The 16,827-nt window shown below is 66.2% G+C and carries 13 protein-coding genes; 5 read left to right on the forward strand and 8 right to left on the reverse strand.

Going from position 1 to position 16,827, the window contains the following annotated elements; genetic code table 11:
* The first annotated feature begins 71 nt into the window (after positions 1–71).
* The gene (locus tag ACZ1I2_RS00740) at positions 72–1,337 is read left to right on the forward strand and encodes a NupC/NupG family nucleoside CNT transporter (RefSeq protein WP_465175458.1); all 1,266 of its coding nucleotides are present in this window, start codon (positions 72–74) and stop codon (positions 1,335–1,337) included.
* Here the strand turns inward: ACZ1I2_RS00740 and ACZ1I2_RS00745 are convergent.
* Both ACZ1I2_RS00745 and ACZ1I2_RS00750 read right to left on the reverse strand, forming a co-directional pair.
* The gene (locus tag ACZ1I2_RS00745; protein WP_465171494.1) at positions 1,334–1,945 is read right to left on the reverse strand and encodes a DedA family protein; all 612 of its coding nucleotides are present in this window, start codon (positions 1,943–1,945) and stop codon (positions 1,334–1,336) included. The genes ACZ1I2_RS00740 and ACZ1I2_RS00745 overlap by 4 nt on opposite strands.
* A 45-nt stretch (positions 1,946–1,990) precedes the next feature.
* A complete protein-coding gene (locus tag ACZ1I2_RS00750) occupies positions 1,991–2,431 on the reverse strand; it encodes a winged helix-turn-helix transcriptional regulator (protein WP_465171493.1) in 441 nt (146 codons plus the stop codon).
* 86 nt (positions 2,432–2,517) lie between these two features.
* Here ACZ1I2_RS00750 and ACZ1I2_RS00755 point away from each other — a divergent pair, with 86 nt between their 5' ends.
* Complete coding sequence (locus tag ACZ1I2_RS00755) at positions 2,518–3,324, forward strand: SDR family NAD(P)-dependent oxidoreductase (RefSeq protein WP_465175457.1); 807 nt, start codon at positions 2,518–2,520, stop codon at positions 3,322–3,324.
* Between the two features lie 56 nt (positions 3,325–3,380).
* Here ACZ1I2_RS00755 and ACZ1I2_RS00760 read toward each other — a convergent pair whose 3' ends face one another.
* From ACZ1I2_RS00760 to ACZ1I2_RS00785, 6 genes are all read right to left on the reverse strand, one after another.
* Complete coding sequence (locus ACZ1I2_RS00760; protein WP_465175456.1) at positions 3,381–4,976, reverse strand: rhamnogalacturonidase; 1,596 nt, start codon at positions 4,974–4,976, stop codon at positions 3,381–3,383.
* A 60-nt stretch (positions 4,977–5,036) separates the two neighbouring features.
* On the reverse strand, positions 5,037–8,150 hold the full coding sequence (locus tag ACZ1I2_RS00765) for a TonB-dependent receptor domain-containing protein (protein ID WP_465175455.1): 3,114 nt from the start codon (positions 8,148–8,150) through the stop codon (positions 5,037–5,039).
* Positions 8,151–8,461: 311 nt separating this feature from the next.
* Entirely contained in the window at positions 8,462–10,672 is a 2,211-nt protein-coding gene (locus ACZ1I2_RS00770) for a hypothetical protein (RefSeq protein WP_465175454.1), read from the reverse strand.
* Positions 10,669–12,153 carry a UxaA family hydrolase gene (locus ACZ1I2_RS00775; RefSeq protein ID WP_465175453.1) on the reverse strand — a complete coding sequence of 495 codons (1,485 nt, stop codon included), beginning with the start codon at positions 12,151–12,153 and terminating at the stop codon, positions 10,669–10,671. Before ACZ1I2_RS00775 ends, ACZ1I2_RS00770 begins: the two co-directional genes overlap by 4 nt.
* A 10-nt stretch (positions 12,154–12,163) precedes the next feature.
* A complete protein-coding gene (locus tag ACZ1I2_RS00780; protein ID WP_465181675.1) occupies positions 12,164–12,904 on the reverse strand; it encodes an SDR family NAD(P)-dependent oxidoreductase in 741 nt (246 codons plus the stop codon).
* A 39-nt stretch (positions 12,905–12,943) separates the two neighbouring features.
* A complete protein-coding gene (locus ACZ1I2_RS00785) occupies positions 12,944–13,789 on the reverse strand; it encodes an IclR family transcriptional regulator (protein WP_465171486.1) in 846 nt (281 codons plus the stop codon).
* Between the two features lie 172 nt (positions 13,790–13,961).
* Between ACZ1I2_RS00785 and rhmD the strand changes: the two genes are divergently transcribed.
* Genes rhmD through ACZ1I2_RS00800 form a run of 3 tightly spaced genes read left to right on the forward strand, consistent with a single transcriptional unit; the run spans position 13,962 to position 16,771 of the window.
* Positions 13,962–15,146, forward strand: coding sequence for an L-rhamnonate dehydratase (gene rhmD / locus ACZ1I2_RS00790; protein ID WP_465171485.1), 1,185 nt, complete (start codon positions 13,962–13,964; stop codon positions 15,144–15,146).
* Positions 15,147–15,158: 12 nt separating this feature from the next.
* The gene (locus ACZ1I2_RS00795) at positions 15,159–16,025 is read left to right on the forward strand and encodes a fumarylacetoacetate hydrolase family protein (protein ID WP_465171484.1); all 867 of its coding nucleotides are present in this window, start codon (positions 15,159–15,161) and stop codon (positions 16,023–16,025) included.
* Positions 15,998–16,771, forward strand: coding sequence for an SDR family NAD(P)-dependent oxidoreductase (locus ACZ1I2_RS00800; RefSeq protein ID WP_465171483.1), 774 nt, complete (start codon positions 15,998–16,000; stop codon positions 16,769–16,771). Before ACZ1I2_RS00795 ends, ACZ1I2_RS00800 begins: the two co-directional genes overlap by 28 nt.
* Positions 16,772–16,827: the final 56 nt, after the last annotated feature.

Here is a 16,827-nt window from a genome sequence, read left to right on the forward strand (position 1 = left end):
CGGCCTGTATGGTGGGTTCCCGCGCCGTCCCCCCGGGACTGCGTTGTCTTATTCGCAGGCGGGCGCCCTTCATGAACAGTTTTCCGATCGGTATCATCGGCATCGCCGTCATCCTGGCCCTGGCCTTCCTGCTGTCGACCAACCGGCGCGCGATCCGGCTGCGCGTCGTCGGCGCGGCCTTCGCGCTACAGGCCGGCGTCGCCGTGCTGGTGCTCTATGTGCCCGCCGGCAAGGCCGCCATCCTGGGCCTGTCGCACGGCGTCGCGGCGATGCTCGGCTATGCCGGAGAGGGTACCAAGGTCATCTTCGGCCCGCTCGCCACCGATCCGCGCTTCGGCACGTCGTTCGCCATCTCGGCGCTGCCGGTCGTGATCTTCTTCGCCGCTTTGGTCTCCGTCCTCTATCATCTCGGCATCATGCAGGTGATCGTGCGCTGGATCGGCGGCGCGATCGAATGGGTGACGGGCGTCTCCAAGGTCGAATCGCTCTGCGCCGCCGCCAACATCTTCGTCGGCCAGAGCGAAGCCCCGCTGGTGATCCGACCCTATCTCGCGTCGCTTACGCCGCAGCAGCTGTTCGCGGTAATGACGGTCGGCATGGCCGGCGTCGCGGGCACGATCCTGGCCGCCTATGCCGCGTTGCTCGGGCCCGCGTCCCTCCCCTATCTGCTCGCCGCCTCCTTCATGTCCGCGCCGGGCGGCCTGCTGATGGCCAAGATCATCATGCCCGACGATCCCCATGTCGTCGAAGACGAACTGCCGCTCGGTGACGATATCGAGGCGCAGGTGATCCGCGTCGCCGAGGCCGCGATCGAGGAGGAACGAGCCGCCAACATCATCATGGCCGCCGCGATGGGGGCGCAGACCGGCGTGAAGATCGCGGTCGCGGTCGCGGCGATGGTGCTGGCCTTCGTTTCGCTGGTCGCGCTCGCCAACGGATTGCTCGGCGAGGTCGGCAGCTGGTTCGGCTATCCGACTCTGAGCTTCCAGGCGATTCTCGGTACGATCCTGTCGCCGGTCGCCTTCCTGCTCAGCATTCCGTGGAGCGAGGCGGGCACCGCGGGCGGTCTGCTCGGCACCAAGGTCGTGCTCAACGAGTTTGTCGCCTTTGCCGATCTCAGCCAGATCAAGACACTGTCGCCCCGCAGCACGGCGATCGTGACCTTCGCGCTGTGCGGTTTCGCCAATTTCAGCTCGATCGCGATTCAGATGGCCTCCGCCGGCAGCCTCGCCCCCAACCAGCGCTCGATGATCGCCAAGCTCGGCATCCGCGCGCTGGTCGCGGGTAGCCTGGCGAACCTGATGAGCGCCGCGCTGGCGGGCATGCTGATCAGCTAGGCGCGGGACTCACGCCCGGCGGCGGCAATACGCTCGCACCGGTCGGCATAGCGGTGGTGCAGCCATTGCACGGTTTTCGACAGGACGAAGATCAGGACGAGGCCGGCCGCCAGCATGGGCAGCAAGCGCCCGGCGGACAGGGCATCGCCGAACAGCCGCTCGATCCCATGGCCGAAACCATAGCCGATGCCGGTGAACAGGGCCGCCCAGATCGCCGCGGCGAGCGCGTTGAGCGGCAGGAAGGTGCGCGTGCGGAGATGCGAGGTGCCGATCGCGATCGGGCTGATGGTGCGCAGGCCGTAGAGAAAGCGGAAGCCCATCACGAACAGCACGGGATGCCGTTCTAGGGTGACCAGCGCCTTGGCGAAGCCGGGCTTCGCGGCCAGGCGCCTGACGCGCGGATGATCGCGGAAATAGCGGCCCGAGGCGAAGAACAGCTGGTCGGCGACGAACGACCCGGACGCAGCGGCAAACCACACTGCCCATAAGGGCAGCAAATGACGGTGCGCCAGCACCCCGCCGGCGACCACGCAGGTTTCTCCCTCGATCCCCGCGCCGAGGAAGATCGCGGCGAAACCATAGTCGGCGATGAGGGACTCGATCGTCATCCCGCCGATTCATGGCGGATCGCAGACGACCTGGCCAGCCCGGCGTCAGGCGCCGGGCTGCACCAGGCGAAGGTCGAGATCGGACAGTGGCGTGCCGGTCGCGCGATCGACCACGACCGCCTCGACCGACGCACCGCTGCCCTTTTCGACCAGGTGCGAGACGGGTGCGTCGCCAAAGTGGCGCGCGCCCCAGGCGCCGAAGGCGAACAGCACGGGGAGGAAATCGCGGCCGGTATCGGTCAGCAGATATTCGTCGCGCGGCGGATGTTGGCTGTAGCGATGGCGCTCGAGCAGTCCGCCTTCGACCAGCGCGCTCAGGCGGCGCGTCAGGATGTTCGGCGCGATACCCAGATTCTTCTGGAACTGGTCGAAACGCGTCGCGCCGCCGCCAGCGTCGCGCAGGATCAGCATGCTCCACGCATCGCCGACATGGCAGAGGCCACGAGCGACCGGGCAGGGTCCGTTCGAATATTTTTCGGTGTCCATTGCACAATGATAGTCACGTTCCTATCATTATGCAAGTCACCGGCACTACCCCTCTTTCAGGCGCCGGCGGAGCAAGGAGACACACCATGACGACTTCGACCTTGGGCACTGCCCTCATCACCGGCGCATCGACTGGCCTTGGCGCGGTCTATGCCGACCGCCTCGCCCGCCGCGGCTACGACCTGATCCTCGTCGCGCGCGACGCCGGGCGGATGGAGACGCTGGCCGCCAAGCTGGCCGCCGAGACCGGCCGTTCGATCGACGTGCTGCCCGCCGACCTGACCGACCGCGCCGATGTGGCGAAGGTCGAGGATCGCCTGACCTCCGACGCCGCGATCACACTGCTGGTCAACAATGCCGGCATGTCGCTCAATGGCGGCCTGCTCGACAGCGAGGTGGCCCAGGTCGAGAAGCTGATCGCGCTCAACATCACGGCGCCGACCCTGCTCGCCGGCGCCGCCGGAAAGGCCTTCGCCGCGCGCAAGAGCGGCGGAATCATCAACATTGCCTCAGTGCTGGCGCTGCTCCCGGAGATGTTCGACGGCGTCTATAGCGGCTCCAAGGCCTATGTGCTGAACCTCAGCAAGTCGCTGGCCAAGCAGCTCGAGCCACAGGGCGTGCGCGTCCAGGCCGTGCTGCCCGGCGCGACCCGCACCGAGATCTGGGAGCGCTCGGGCAAGGACGTCGACAGCTTCCCGGTCGAGTGGGTGATGGAAGCGGGCGACCTGGTCGATGCCTCGCTGCTCGGCTTCGATCGCGGCGAGACGATCACCATCCCGCCGCTTGCCGATGACGGCCAGTGGGACGCCTATGAGGCCGCGCGCCTGGCGATGGACGGCAAGCTTTCCAACCGCGAGGTTGCGCCGCGCTATCGTGAGGCCGTTGCGGCCTGAGCCGCGTGAGCGGGCGTGGCGCCATCAAGGGATATGGCGCCGCGCCCGCAAGCTTCTCAGAACCGGTCGGAAACAAGCCCGTCGACGGTCCGGTCCTTCAGCCAGCGGCTGCCGAAGCTGCGGAAATTGGTGACCCGGTCGAGCACGAAGCTCTCCCCCCTGGGCACGCGCAGGCGGAAGAAATCCGCCTCCGTCACATCGTTGAGATAGAAGGCCGCGCGGGGATCAGATTTCTCGACCGCAATCTCGACATTGCTCATCTCGATATTGCGCACGTCGCGGATGAAGAATCCGGTCGCGGGCACATCGCCGAACATGTTGGGTTCGGGATAAGCGAGCTCGTTGAGCGGCGGGCGCAGCGCTGCCATTGCCTCGGGCGCCCCCCCAATCTGGTGGAGGAAGACGTCGCTGATCTTCACGTCCTCGATCGGATGGCCGGGAATGCCGGCCAGGATCGAAGGCAGCCAGCCCGCGCCCGAGCTGACGATATTGCTGATCAGCACCCGCTTGAGCGTGCCGATCGGCGTACCCTTGGGCCCGCGCATGCGCCGGCCCAGCCGCATGAAGATCGGCGAGCTAAAGCTGCCGCGCATCGTGACGTTGGTGACCGTCACATCCTCGAAATTGGCGCCGTCGACGGTTTCCAGCGCGAGGCCCTGGCTGCCGTCGAACACGCAATTGCTGATGGTGATCTTCTTGAAGCCGCCATTCGATTCCGTGCCGAACTTGATCCGGCCGTGCACGGTGTTGGCGAAGGAAGCCGGCATCTTCTCCCAGGTGCCGTCGATCACCGATCCGATCACATAATTGCCGGTGACCAGGCAATTGGCGATCATCAGATCCTCGGTATCGCGACGGTAGCCGAGCGCGAAGCTGCTCTTGGGGCAGATCGCATCGTCCCAGGGCGAGTTGATCGTGCAATTGGTGACGCGCACGCCGCGGCAACAATCGATATCGAAACCGTCGCGGTTGGTGTCGACCAGCAGATTGTCGATCGTCAGATTGTCGACGCCAGTCGCAAGCAGCGCGAACCAGCCGCCTTCGAGCACCTGGAAATCGCGCAGCAGCACGTTGCGGCACAGCTTCAGCGCGATCGCCTTGTTGCCGGTGCCGGGGCCGTTCGGGTCGCTGAGATAATTGTCCTTGCCGTCGCCGCGGCCCAGGCCCTTGCCCCAGATCAGGCCCGATCCGACGATCGCGATATCGTGCAGCCCTTCGCCCCAGATCAGGCTGTTGCGCCAATGACCATGACCGAAATCCTGATAGGCGCCGTGATCGCCGATCGGCTCCGCATGGTCGTAGCCGCCGCTGCCGGTCGTCGGTGCGGGCGCGGCGAGGATCGTCGCGCCCTGATCGAGATGGAGCGTGATCCGGCTCTTCAGGCGAATGGTGAAACAGGCATAGGTGCCGGCCGGGAAAAACACCGTGCCGCCGCCGCGCGCCGCGGCGAAATCGATCGCCTTGTTGATCGCGATCGAATCGATCGTCGTGCCGTCACCCTTGGCACCGAACTGGCGGACATCGACCCAGCCGCTCGTCCCGGCGAGGGGCAGCGCGCCCTGGCGCTCAGCGGCGAGCGCGGGGCTGGCGCCAGCCGCCGCAGTCAGGGCGGCCGAGCCGCCCAGGATCATCGAACGGCGATCGAGCGTCATCGAGTTTCCTCATGGTGGGCACGGAAGAGGGCAGCCGCCGGGGCGGCTGCCCTGTCCCTATCAGAACTTCACCGTCGCGCCGATGAAGAGCTCGGTGCCGATCACGTCATAGGTCGCGGCGAAGGTATTCGCGCCGGGGCCCTGGGTCGAGACGGGAGGCTGCTTGCCGAACACATTGTTCGCGCCGCCGAAGAAGGTCAGGTTCTTCAGCACATCGAGGTTGAACGAGACGTCGAAATAATTCTGCGCCCCCAGCTTCGGATAGGCGAAGCTGCTCAGTGCCGGTGCGTTGGCGGCACCCGAGCGCAACGGCAGCAGATAGCGGTCGGTCGTGACCGAACCGATATAGCGATGCCGGACGCTGAGGCTCAGCTTGTCCAGGTTCCAGGTCACCCGCGACGAGCCGCGCCAGGTCGGCAGCGGCTGGCCGCAGGTGGTGCCGAACGCACCGGCGCAATGGTTCTGGATGTTCGGGAAGGCCGCAACCGGAGTCGAGGTGAAATCGTTGAGCCAGGTATAGTTGGTGCTGAAATCGAACGAGCTCGTCTCGCTCAGCCCCGGGAAACCGAAGCCGACATTGAGATGATAGCGCGCGGCGAAATCGATGCCGGAGGTCTTGAGCGAGCCGGTATTGGCGTTGCGGATCTGCGCGACATAGGGATCGTTGATCGCGCCCGAATTCGGATCGCGCTTGATCGCCTGGCAATATTCGCTGTTCGCGTCCTGGATCACGTTGAAGCAGAGGTTCAGCGTGTTGGCGAGGCCGCCGCCGAGCGGCGAGATCGCGCCGTCCAGCGTGATGTTGAAATAATCGATGCTGAGATAGAGCCCCTTGATGAAGCTCGGGGTCAGCACGACGCCCGCGGTGAAGGTATCCGACTTCTCCTCGCCGACATTCGGATTGCCGCCGAAATCGGCCGGGATGATGCTGTTCGGCTGGACACCGGCGGTGAACACCGCCGCCGCGGGCACGCCGTTCGCGACGCAGACCGCGCGGACCGCCGCCGTCTGCTGCGCCACCGGCACGCGATCCGAGCAGGGATCGGTCGCCGTGCCGACGACGCGGCTGGTGCCGCCGAACAGCTCGTTGACGTTCGGCGCACGGATCGCGCGCTGATATTGGCCGCGGAAAGCGACGTCCCGGTTCACGCGCCAGTCGAGCCCGCCGAGATAGGTCCAGACGCCGCCGATGCCCTTCAGGCTGTAATCGGAATAGCGGAAGGCGGCATTGGCGGTCAGGTTCTGGATGAACGGCGTGTTGTGAATCAGCGGCACGCGGATTTCGCCGAAGACTTCCTTCGCCGACACCTTGCCGGTGGTCGGCAGGCCCGGATTGAACCCGGCGACGTCACCCGAGGAGAGGAAGGAATCCGGATTGAACTTCGCGCTCGATTCGCGCCACTCGACGCCGGTCGAGAAGCCGACCGGACCCGCCGGCAGCGAGAAGAGATTGCCGGTGAGGTTGGCGGAGGCGACCTGCAGTTCCGCCGTGGTCGAATTGGTCGCGCTGATCGAGATGGCGCTGGCGCAGGCGGCCGTGATGTTCTGGCCGAAGATGTTGCAGACCGGCGCCGCGCCGCCGACCGAGAGCAGGGACGCCTGCAGGCGGCTACGCGAGATAGCGTTGCGCAGGAGGGTCGTCTCCTCCGTGCGGGCATAGGTGTAATAGACGTCGTAGGAGAGGTCGGTCAGGAAGCTGTCCGACGCGCTGCCCAGATCGCCACGGAAGCCCCAGGCGCCACGGAAGGTGTTGCGGCGGGCATCGGCCTGACGGCGGCCGACTTCGAGATAGCGACGCCCGGCGGTGACGACGGCGAGTCCGTCGCCGGCGACCGTGGTGCGCGAGGCGGAACCGCTGGTCACCGTCGTCGTGCCGGTCTCGGCCAGATCGAGCTGGCGGAACACTTCGCGCAGCTGCGGCGTCAGATAGGGGTTGTTGGTGTTGAACAGGGTCGGCACGCCGACATTGCTCGGCGCCAGCTGCGCGCTCACCAGGTTGTTGGAGTAATGCAGCTCCATATAGCCGGTGATGTTGTCGCTGAAGTCGTAATGACCGAAGCTGTTGATCATCCAGCGCTCCTGCGGGATGATCAGGTAATTGTCGGGGCCGAGGTTGAAATCGTCCTGCGGAGTCAGCGCCGGGCGCGCGGTCGTACCTTCATTGTTGAAGGTGAAGCCGCGCGAGCCAAGGCCACCAAGACCCGCCGCGGTATAGGCGGCCTGAAGGGCCGGGCTGGCCGCACCGAAGGTCGGCAGGCCCGAGAAACGGCCATTGGGAATGTCGCCGCTGCCGCCGGCGATGAAGCCGAGCTGACCACCGGCCGAGGTGCAGGTCTGGCCGCCCGGGATCGCGAAAGGGGTGCCGGCGTGATTGGCGTTGCCGGTGCCGGGCACGATGCAGCCGTCGGACAGCGAATCATAGGCGAAGTCACCGCGCTCGCCGCGGGTGATCGCGCCGCGCTTCAGATAGTTGCCTGACACGACCAGATTGCCGCGGCCTTCGGAGAAATTGCCGCCGAGCGTGACGTCGAACGTATAGGTCGGCGTGCTGGTCGGCGCGGCATAGTTCAGCTGCGCCTTGGCCTCCACGCCTTCGAAATCGTCGCGCATGATGAAGTTGACGACACCGGTGATCGCATCCGACCCATAGACCGCGGACGACCCGCCGGTGACGACTTCAGTCCGCGCGATCAGCGAGGTCGGGATAGTGTTGAGATCGGTGACCTGATCCGGGCCGTAGATCGCGAAGCGGCGGCCGTTGACCAGCACCAGGTTGCGGGTCGCGCCGAAGCCGCGAAGGTTGACGTCGGCGGTGCCGCCCGGAACGGTGTTCGAGGTGGCGCCGCCATTTTGCGACCCGACGAACTGCGGCGAATCGCTCAGTAGCTTCTCGATATTGACCGTGCCGGCAAGCTTGACGTCCTCGGCATTGATCACGCTGACCGGCGTCGAGGCGTCGAACTCGGCGCGCTTGATGCGCGATCCGGTGACGGTGATTTCCTGCTCCTGCCCGACCGTGGCTTCATCGGCCGGAACGGCGGGCGCCGCGCTCTGGTCGATGACCGGCTGCGCCGTTTGCGCCGAAGCGATCGAGGCAAAGCTCAGGCCGGCGGCGACGAGCGCCGATCCGCACAGGAAGCGCGCGCGGCGGCTGATGATCTGGGTATCTTTCATAGGTTCCATCCCCTCTTGCGGCCTCCCCAAGGGAAGCGCTTGTTTGTCCCGGTCCGCTTGCGCGGCCCTGCCGTTCGCCGATTACCGGTCTTGTTCGTCCGTTCGATCCGCGATGCCGTTCTGCCGAGTCCCGAACCTCGAAGCTGGCCTCCAAGGTAGCGCTACCATTTTCGAACGTCATTATTTCTCATATTGTGGGATTGAATATTACAGAATGAGAAGTGGGGCGTCAATCGCAATTCGCGATCCTGTGGGACGCGTGTTCAAAGTTTGGAATTGCGTGTCCCGCAGGACACAGATTGTCCCGGACGTCAGGGCAGCGGCGCAATGCCTTCGGCCCGCACGCGCCACCCACGCTTCGGGAACCCCGGCGCCGCGCCGGTCGAACCGTCCCAGCCCGCCGCCATCATGCCAGTGACCAGCAACAGGCCGCCATTGGAGGGGAAATAAGTGTCGGCGACACGGGTATAGCCAGGGCCGTCCGGGCCGCCCGTCGCCGCCGGATCGAAACCGGCGCGCGGCGTCATGCCGCTGATGCCCCAGTGATTGTTGGCGGTATCGCGGAACAGCCAGTCGACCGCCTTGTCGGGCTCGCCGAGCCGCGCCGCGGTCATCGCGATCATCGGATAGTCCCAGCCCCAGGTCTGGCGCAGATCCCAGTCGTCCTCGACCGCGCGAAGCGTGCGGCGCATCGTCTCGGGATCGACATGGTCGCCGCCGATCGCGCCATAGGCCATCAGGAAGGATGGATGGTCGCGGTTGAGGCAATCATGCCCGATCGCATTGCGCCGGCATTCGGCGGAGGCGACCTTCTTCCAGAAATCGGGCTCGCTCTCGACCGGGAGATACAGGCCGTCACGCTGCGGCACCGGGCCGAGCAGGTCAATCACCTTGTCCCACTCGGCGACGCGCTTCAGCCCGCGCCGCTCACGCCAGGCCTGCGCCGTCTTCAGCCCCCAGCGGAAATATTCGATCTCATACGCCGGGTTCACCGTCGTCATTGGATCGTGATTTTCCTGCACCGGGATAATCGGCGGGCCGAGCACGAAACGCTTGCCCGTCTCGTCCCAGCGCGGCCAGGTGGCGAGCAGCCGCGCGGTCTGGTCGACCAGCTCGCCATAGCGGGCGAGCGTCGCGGCATCGGGATGCGCGCGGTAAAGCAGCTCCGCCATGTAGATCGGGTGCGGTTGCTGCCACATGATGAAGGGGTTGATCGGGCTCGGGCTGTTGCGCCCTTCCGGTCCCGACATCTTGGTCCACCAGGCGCCCTGTACCCCATGGCGCGCGGCCTCGGCCTTAGCCTGGGGCATGCGATCGAGATACCAGGCCATCGAGCGTTCGAGCAGCGCCGGCCGGCCCCAGAGCGCGAAATGCCCGGCGTGCCAGGGATGCACCTCGAGATGGAACTTGCCGTTCCAGCTGTTGGAGAAGAGCCCCTCCTCCTGCGGCGGCACATCGCCCGCCTGGTTGATCGCCGCGAGATACTGCGACAGCAGGATGCGGCGTTCTAGCTCCGGCGCGCGCGGATCGGTGCTGCCGGTGAAGTCGATCATGCCGCCTTTCGACCAGTAATCGCGCCAGTGTTTCGAGACGGCGGCGGTGGCGGCGACATAATCGGTGCGGGGCGCGGGCTTGCGGACCCGGTCGAAGCTGACGAACACCACCAGCCGGTCGCCGCGCCGGGCGACGACATGGACTTGGTGCGGGCCGGCCTGGGAGACGGTCGCCCCGGTCGCGGCGATCGCCGAATAGTAGATTGTGTCGTCGATCCGGTTGCTCAGCAGGAGCGCGCCAGGGCCGCGCGCAAGCACAGTGGTCCTGCGATCGGCGTCGTCGCGATAATCCGACGGATCGGGATTGAGGTTCCGCGACACCCCCGGGTAGCGCACGTCCACGCCGATCCGGCCGCTCGCGACCAGCGGCGAGCGGATTTCGACCATGATCATGTCGCGATCGGGGTGGACGCGAGTCGTCACCGTGACGGACTGGCCATCGAAGCGGAAGCTGCTGTCGAGCGCGCCGGTCCAGAGATCAAGATGCTGGCGCGTGGCCGACAGGGCCTCGAACGTCGCGGGCCTGCCGTCCCTGCCCTTGAGCGCCAGCGCGACCCGGCCCAGCGAGAAGCGGTGCGGGTTCTCGCGCAGCCAGACCAAAGACGGGTTGGTCTTCAGCAGATCGAAATCGCGCATATAGGAATAGGGCTGCGTGCTGCCGCCGGGCACGGGCACCTGCACCAGCCCGTTCGCTTCGGTATAGCCATGCGGGTTGGGGAAGCTGTGCCAGGCCCATTGCGCCATGGTCAGCAGCGGGGCGGTCTTCGCGTAGCGATCCGGGAAGGTCTGCAGCCCGGTGATGTCGGCGGTGAAGCCGATGCTGCCATTGCCCAGCATCAGCGGCGCATGCGGATCGACCTTGGTCAGCGTCACGTCGTGGCGTTTGACCAACGCCAGGCGGTCGATCGGCTGCGCGGTGGCGGGCGTGCCCGCGAGCAGCGCCAGCGCCGCCAGCCAGTAACCCCTCAAAGCGTCACGCCCCGCTTCCAGATCGCGATCTCGCGCTCGCCATTGCGTTCGGACGCGGTCTGCTTGCCTGAGGCGATGGCGCGGATCGTGTCGAGCAGCGCGTCGGCGGCCTGGTCCATGCCCTTGTCGAGCACCTGGCCGGCATCGAAATCGATCCAGTTGGGCTTGCGCTCGGCGAGCGGCGTGTTCGAGGCGATCTTGATCGTCGGCGCGGGGAAACCGAGCGGGGTGCCGCGTCCGGTGGTGAACAGGATCACGGTCGCGCCGGCCGCGGTCAGCGCCGTCGACGATACGGCGTCGTTGCCGGGCGCTTCGAGCAGGGTCAGCCCGGTGCGGCGCACGCGCTCGCCGTAATGGCGGACGTCGGTGACGGTCGCGTGCCCCGCCTTCTGCACCGCGCCGAGCGACTTCTCCTCGAGCGTGGTGATGCCGCCGGCAATATTGCCGGGCGAGGGGTTCTCAGACACCGGCTCGCCATGCTCGGTGAAATAGCGTTTGAAGTCGTTGACCAGCGCACCGATGCCGTCGAACACCTGCTCGTCCGCGGCGCGGTCCATCAGCAATTGCTCGGCGCCGAAGATCTCGGGGATTTCGGTCAGGATCGCGGTGCCGCCGGCGCGTGTCACCGCATCACTCATCCGCCCGACCAGCGGGTTGGCGGTCAGGCCCGAAAAACCGTCCGATCCGCCGCATTTCACGCCGAGCACCAGGTCCGACAGGGGCACCTCGGTCCGCGCAACTTTCGCCGCTTCCTCGACCAGTTCATCGACCAGCGTCAGGCCTTCCTCGATCTCGTCCCCGGCGAACTGCGCGGCGACGCTGCGGATCTTGCCGTGCAGCGCGGGATCGATCTCCTTCAACAGCCGGTCGAGCTGATTGGATTCGCAGCCGAGCCCGACCAGCAGCACGCCGCCGGCATTGGGATGCGCGGCCAGCGCAGCGAGGATCGAGCGCGTGCCGTCCAGATCGTCGCCGAGCTGCGAGCAGCCGAAGGGGTGTGCCAGCGCGAGCACGCCGTCGATGCGGTCGGCATGACGCCGCCCGGCGATCTCAGCGATCTTCTGCGCGGTGCGCCCGACACAGCCGACGGTCGGGATGATCCAGATCTCGTTGCGCGTGCCGACTCGTCCGTCGGCGCGGCGATACCCGGCGAAACCGGTGGCGGGCACCTTGATATCCGCCTGATGGACATGCGGGCGCCAGACATAGTCGTCGCTCGTCGCCAGCGCGGTCGCGACATTATGGACATGGACATGCTCGCCCGGCGCGATCTCGGCGGTGGCGATGCCGATTGGGAAGCCGAACTTCAACACCGGATCGCCGGTGTGAAGGGCGCGCAACGCAACCTTGTGCCCGCGCCCGATCGCCTGCGGCAAGGTCACCTCGACATCGCCGACCGTCGCGATGGTGCCGGCGTCCAGATCGTGGAGCGCGGTGGCGACCCCGTCCCGGGGATCGATGCGGAACAGCGGCAGGGTCATGCTATCGGCCTTATTGCAGGTTCACGAACGCGCCGCCGTCGACCAGCAAGGCCGCCCCGGTCACATAGTTCGCGAGATCGGAAGCGAGGAAGACGATCGGTCCGGCAAGGTCGTCGGGCTGGCCGAGCCGGCCCAGCGGGATTCGCCCTTCCATATAGGCCCGCTTGGCCGGATCGGCGAGATCGTCCTTGTTGATGTCAGTGAGGATCGTGCCGGGCAGTACCGAATTGCAGCGGATGCCGTGGCGGCCGAGCGCGATGGCGGCGGACTGCATCAGCGAATGCACGCCAGCCTTGGTCGGCGTGTAATGCGTCTGATACTCGCCGCCGACCAGTGCCGAGATCGACGAGACCGCGACGATCGACCCGCCCGTCCCTTGCGCGACCATCTGGTTCGCCGCTGCCTGGACCATGAAATAGGCGCCGTGGAGATTGACCTTCATGGTCCGTTCGAACGTCTCGACCGGCATGTCGAGAAAGGCGTGGAACGGGCAGATGCCGGCATTGTTGACGAAGATGTCGACCTTGCCCAGCGCGGCCACCGCACCGTCGACAAAGGCGCTGGCCGTCTCCGGATCGGCGACGTCGCCGTGCAGCGCGAAGGCGCGGCGGCCCAGCGCCTCGATCTCGGCGACGCAGCTCGCCGCACCCTCATCGTCGTGCAGATAGTTGATCGCCACATCGGCACCGTGCCGCGCGGCGCCGATCGCCGCGGCGCGGCCGATCCCCGCCGACCCGCCGGTGACGAGCATTGTCTTGCCCTGAAGCAGCACGAAACTCTCCTGTTCGATCTATCGACGCGAGCGCGGCGGGGTGCGGCGGACGGCGCCCTCGGACCAACCGAGATCGCGGCTGACCGCCATCGCCGTGGCGCGGACATCGTCCGACAAGGCCTGCATGCGATCGTCCGCCATATATTGCGCGGCGCTCGACACGCTGATCGCAGCGACGATCTGCCCGCTGACGCCGCGGATCGGCGCCGCCACGCAGCGGATCAGATCCTCATTCTCTTCCAGATCGAAGGCGCGGCCGACGGCGACATAGTCGCGCATCCGCTCTTCCCAGACCGCATAATCGGCGGGCGGGGAGCCGGCGGCCTGATCCTCCTCGAACAGCGTGCGCCAGTGCCGGTCATTGTCGTCGAGCAGCAGCGCCTTGCCGAGGCCGGTCGAGGTGAGCGGCTGGCGATCGCCCACACGGCTGCTGATCTCGACGCGGCGGCGGCCGGGAATCTTGTCGAGATAGAGCGCGCGTTCGCTGTCGAGCACGCCGAGATGCACTGTATCCTCGGTCGCGGCGGCGAGATCCTCCAGATGCGGCCGGGCGACCTGGACGAGATCGGTCTGCTGCTGGGCATGGAAACCGAGTTCGAGCAGCTTCGGCCCGAAATGATAGCCGAGCCGCGGCACGAACGTCAGATAGCGCCGGTCGATCAGCGCGGTCGCGAGCCGGTGCGTGGTCGAGCGGGTGAGGCCAAGCCTGGCGGCGAGATCGGCGAGCGTGATCGGGCCGTCGATGACCGCGTCGATCACGTCCAGGCCGCGCAGCAAGGTCTGGCTGCCCGGCTGGGATTTGGCGTCGCCGGTCGCATCCGATGCCTTTTCGGCCAAATCAGCATTTGACGGAGCGTTTCTCATCTAATAATATTCTTTCCCATATTCTGGAATTTATCAAGCGGTAAAACGCGAGAGAGGAGGCAGGCGTGCAATCTGATCCGCTTCAGGCGGCGTGTTTGCGTACCAAATGCTGGTACGCCGTGCCTATAGCTATCCTCGACACCGGGCGCGCCTGTTTGTCGATGGAGCCCGCATGACGCTGCCCCGTATCAAGCATGTCCGTGCCTTTGTGCTGCGCGGCGGCGGCGCCGATTATCACGACCAGGGCGACGGCCACTGGATCGACGATCACATCGCCACGCCGATGAGCCGCTATCCCGAATATCGCCAGTCGCGGCGCAGCTTCGGCATCAACGTGCTCGGCACGTTGGTGGTCGAGATCGAAGCCGAAGACGGCACGATCGGTTTCGCGGTGACGACCGGCGGCGAGCCCGCGGCCTTCATCGTCGAGAAGCATCTTGCCCGCTTCCTCGAAGGCCGCAGCCCGACCGACTATGAGAAGATCTGGGACCAGATGTACTTCTCGACTCAATATTATGGCCGCAAGGGACTGGTGGTGAACGCCATCTCCGGCGTCGACCTCGCGCTGTGGGACCTGCTCGGCAAGCTGCGGCAGGAGCCCGTCTATCATCTGCTCGGCGGCGCGGTGCGTGACGAGCTGCAATTCTACGCGACCGGCGCGCGGCCCGATCTCGCCAGGGAAATGGGGTTCATCGGCGGCAAGCTGCCGCTCCACCACGGCCCGGCCGAGGGCGAGGAAGGGCTCGACAAGAACATCGCCGCGCTCGCCGACATGCGCGCGAAATGCGGGCCGGATTTCTGGCTGATGCTCGATTGCTGGATGGCGCTCGACGTGAATTACGCGACCCGCCTCGCGATCCGCGCGCACGAGCATGGCCTCAAATGGATCGAGGAAGCGATCAGCCCCGACGATTATTGGGGCTATGCCGAGCTGAAGCGCAACGTGCCCAGGGGCATGCTGGTCACCACCGGCGAGCATGAGGCGACGCGCTGGGGCTTCCGCATGCTGCTCGAGATGGACTGCTGCGACATCATCCAGCCCGATGTCGGCTGGTGCGGCGGCGTGACCGAGCTGCTCAAGATTTCGGCGCTGGCCGATGCGGCGGGCAAGATGGTCGTGCCGCACGGATCCTCGGTCTATTCCTATCACTTCGTCATCACGCGGCATAACAGCCCGTTCGCCGAGTTCCTGATGATGCACCCCGGCCCGACCGAGGTGGTGCCGATGTTCGCCCCGCAGCTGCTCGGCGAACCAATTCCGGAAAAAGGCCGCATGCGCGCCTCGGCGCTCGACAAACCCGGCTTTGGTGTGGAGCTCAACCGCGATATCCCGCTCCACCGCCCTTATACTCACTGAGGAATCCTCCCCATGAAATTGCTGCGTTACGGCCCTATCGGCCAGGAAAAACCCGGTCTGATCGATAGCGACGGACATATCCGCGACCTTTCCGCGCATGTGACCGACATTGCTGCCGCCGAGATCTCGCCCGCCGGCCTGGCCAAGCTCGCAGCGATCGACCCGGCCTCGCTGCCGCTGGTCGAAGGATCGCCGCGTTACGGCGTGCCGGTTGCCGGCACGCGCAAATTCATCGCGATCGGCCTGAACTTCGCCGAGCATGCCGCCGAATCCAACCTGCCCGAGCCGGCCGAGCCCATCTTCTTCACCAAGGCGATCTCCTGCTTGCAGGGCCCGAACGACCCGGTGATGATCCCGCGCGGATCCGAAAAGACCGACTGGGAAGTCGAGCTGGGCGTCGTGATCGGCACCCGCGCTTCCTATGTCACCGAGGACAAGGCGCTTGACCATGTCGCCGGCTATTGCACGATCAACGACGTGTCGGAGCGTGCCTATCAGCTCGAGCGCGGCGGCACCTGGGACAAGGGCAAGGGGTGCGACACCTTCGGTCCGGTCGGCCCCTGGCTGGTGACGAAGGACGAGGTCGGTGACGTGCAGTCGCTCGGCATGTGGCTCGAGGTCAACGGCAAGCGCGTCCAGGATGGCAGCAGCAGCACGATGATTTTCGGCGTCGCGAAGCTCGTCTCCTATGTCAGCGAGTTCATGACCCTGGAGCCCGGCGACATCATCACCACCGGCACGCCCAAGGGCGTCGGCATGGGGCAGAAGCCAACCCCCTGGTTCCTCAAGGCGGGCGACGTGATCGAGCTTGGCATCGAGAAGCTCGGCCAGCAGCGCCAGGACGTGGTTGCATGGAACCCGAACGGAGCCGCCGCGTGACATCGTACCGGGGCCGATTCGACGGAAGGACCGCGATCGTCACCGGCGGCGCGTCGGGGCTCGGCCGTGAGGTCGCGCGCCGCATCGTCGCCGAGGGCGGGCGCGTCGTGCTATGGGATATGCAGGCGGACTGGGCGAACGAAGCGAAGGAGGATGTCGGCGCGGTCGCCGCCATCGCCTTCAGTGTCGCCGACAATGCAGCGGTGGAGCGCGCGGCCGAGGAGAGCATGAGCCTGCTCGGGCGGATCGACATCCTGGTGAACTCGGCCGGCATCACCGGCGCGACCGCGCCGGTCGAGGCCTATCCGATCGACAGCTGGCTGAGCGTGATCGACGTCAACCTCAACGGCCTGTTCTATTGCTGCCGCGCGGTCGTGCCGCACATGGTGGCGAACGGCTATGGCCGGATCGTCAACGTCTCCTCGGTCGCGGGCAAGGAAGGCAATCCCAACGCCTCGGCCTATTCCGCGTCAAAGGCCGCGGTGATCGGCCTGACCAAGTCGCTCGGCAAGGAACTGGCGACGCGCGGGGTGATCGCCAATGCGGTGACACCGGCGACCTTCGAGAGCCCGATCCTCGAGCAGCTCCCCAAGAGCCAGGTCGAATACATGCTGTCGAAGATCCCGATGGGCCGGCTCGGCGAAGTGCAGGAGACCGCGGCGATGGTCTGCTTCATGGCCTCGGAGGAATGCAGCTTCACCACTGCGTCGACCTTCGACACCTCGGGGGGGCGGACCACTTTCTGATCGTTTTCGGCCAGCCCCGCGACCGGCAAAGGCCGGCGCGGCCCATGAGGAATCAG

This window comes from Sphingomonas sp. BL-S-29 (assembly GCF_055521495.1).

Coding starts and splice junctions, on each gene's coding strand:
- ACZ1I2_RS00740 (WP_465175458.1), top strand. CDS start 72: ATGAACAGTTTTCCGATCGGTATCATCGGCATCGCCGTCATCCTGGCC.
- ACZ1I2_RS00745 (WP_465171494.1), bottom strand. CDS start 1,945: ATGACGATCGAGTCCCTCATCGCCGACTATGGTTTCGCCGCGATCTTC.
- ACZ1I2_RS00750 (WP_465171493.1), bottom strand. CDS start 2,431: ATGGACACCGAAAAATATTCGAACGGACCCTGCCCGGTCGCTCGTGGC.
- ACZ1I2_RS00755 (WP_465175457.1), top strand. CDS start 2,518: ATGACGACTTCGACCTTGGGCACTGCCCTCATCACCGGCGCATCGACT.
- ACZ1I2_RS00760 (WP_465175456.1), bottom strand. CDS start 4,976: ATGACGCTCGATCGCCGTTCGATGATCCTGGGCGGCTCGGCCGCCCTG.
- ACZ1I2_RS00765 (WP_465175455.1), bottom strand. CDS start 8,150: ATGAAAGATACCCAGATCATCAGCCGCCGCGCGCGCTTCCTGTGCGGA.
- ACZ1I2_RS00775 (WP_465175453.1), bottom strand. CDS start 12,153: ATGACCCTGCCGCTGTTCCGCATCGATCCCCGGGACGGGGTCGCCACC.
- ACZ1I2_RS00780 (WP_465181675.1), bottom strand. CDS start 12,904: ATGCTCGTCACCGGCGGGTCGGCGGGGATCGGCCGCGCCGCGGCGATC.
- ACZ1I2_RS00785 (WP_465171486.1), bottom strand. CDS start 13,789: ATGAGAAACGCTCCGTCAAATGCTGATTTGGCCGAAAAGGCATCGGAT.
- rhmD (WP_465171485.1), top strand. CDS start 13,962: ATGACGCTGCCCCGTATCAAGCATGTCCGTGCCTTTGTGCTGCGCGGC.
- ACZ1I2_RS00795 (WP_465171484.1), top strand. CDS start 15,159: ATGAAATTGCTGCGTTACGGCCCTATCGGCCAGGAAAAACCCGGTCTG.
- ACZ1I2_RS00800 (WP_465171483.1), top strand. CDS start 15,998: ATGGAACCCGAACGGAGCCGCCGCGTGACATCGTACCGGGGCCGATTC.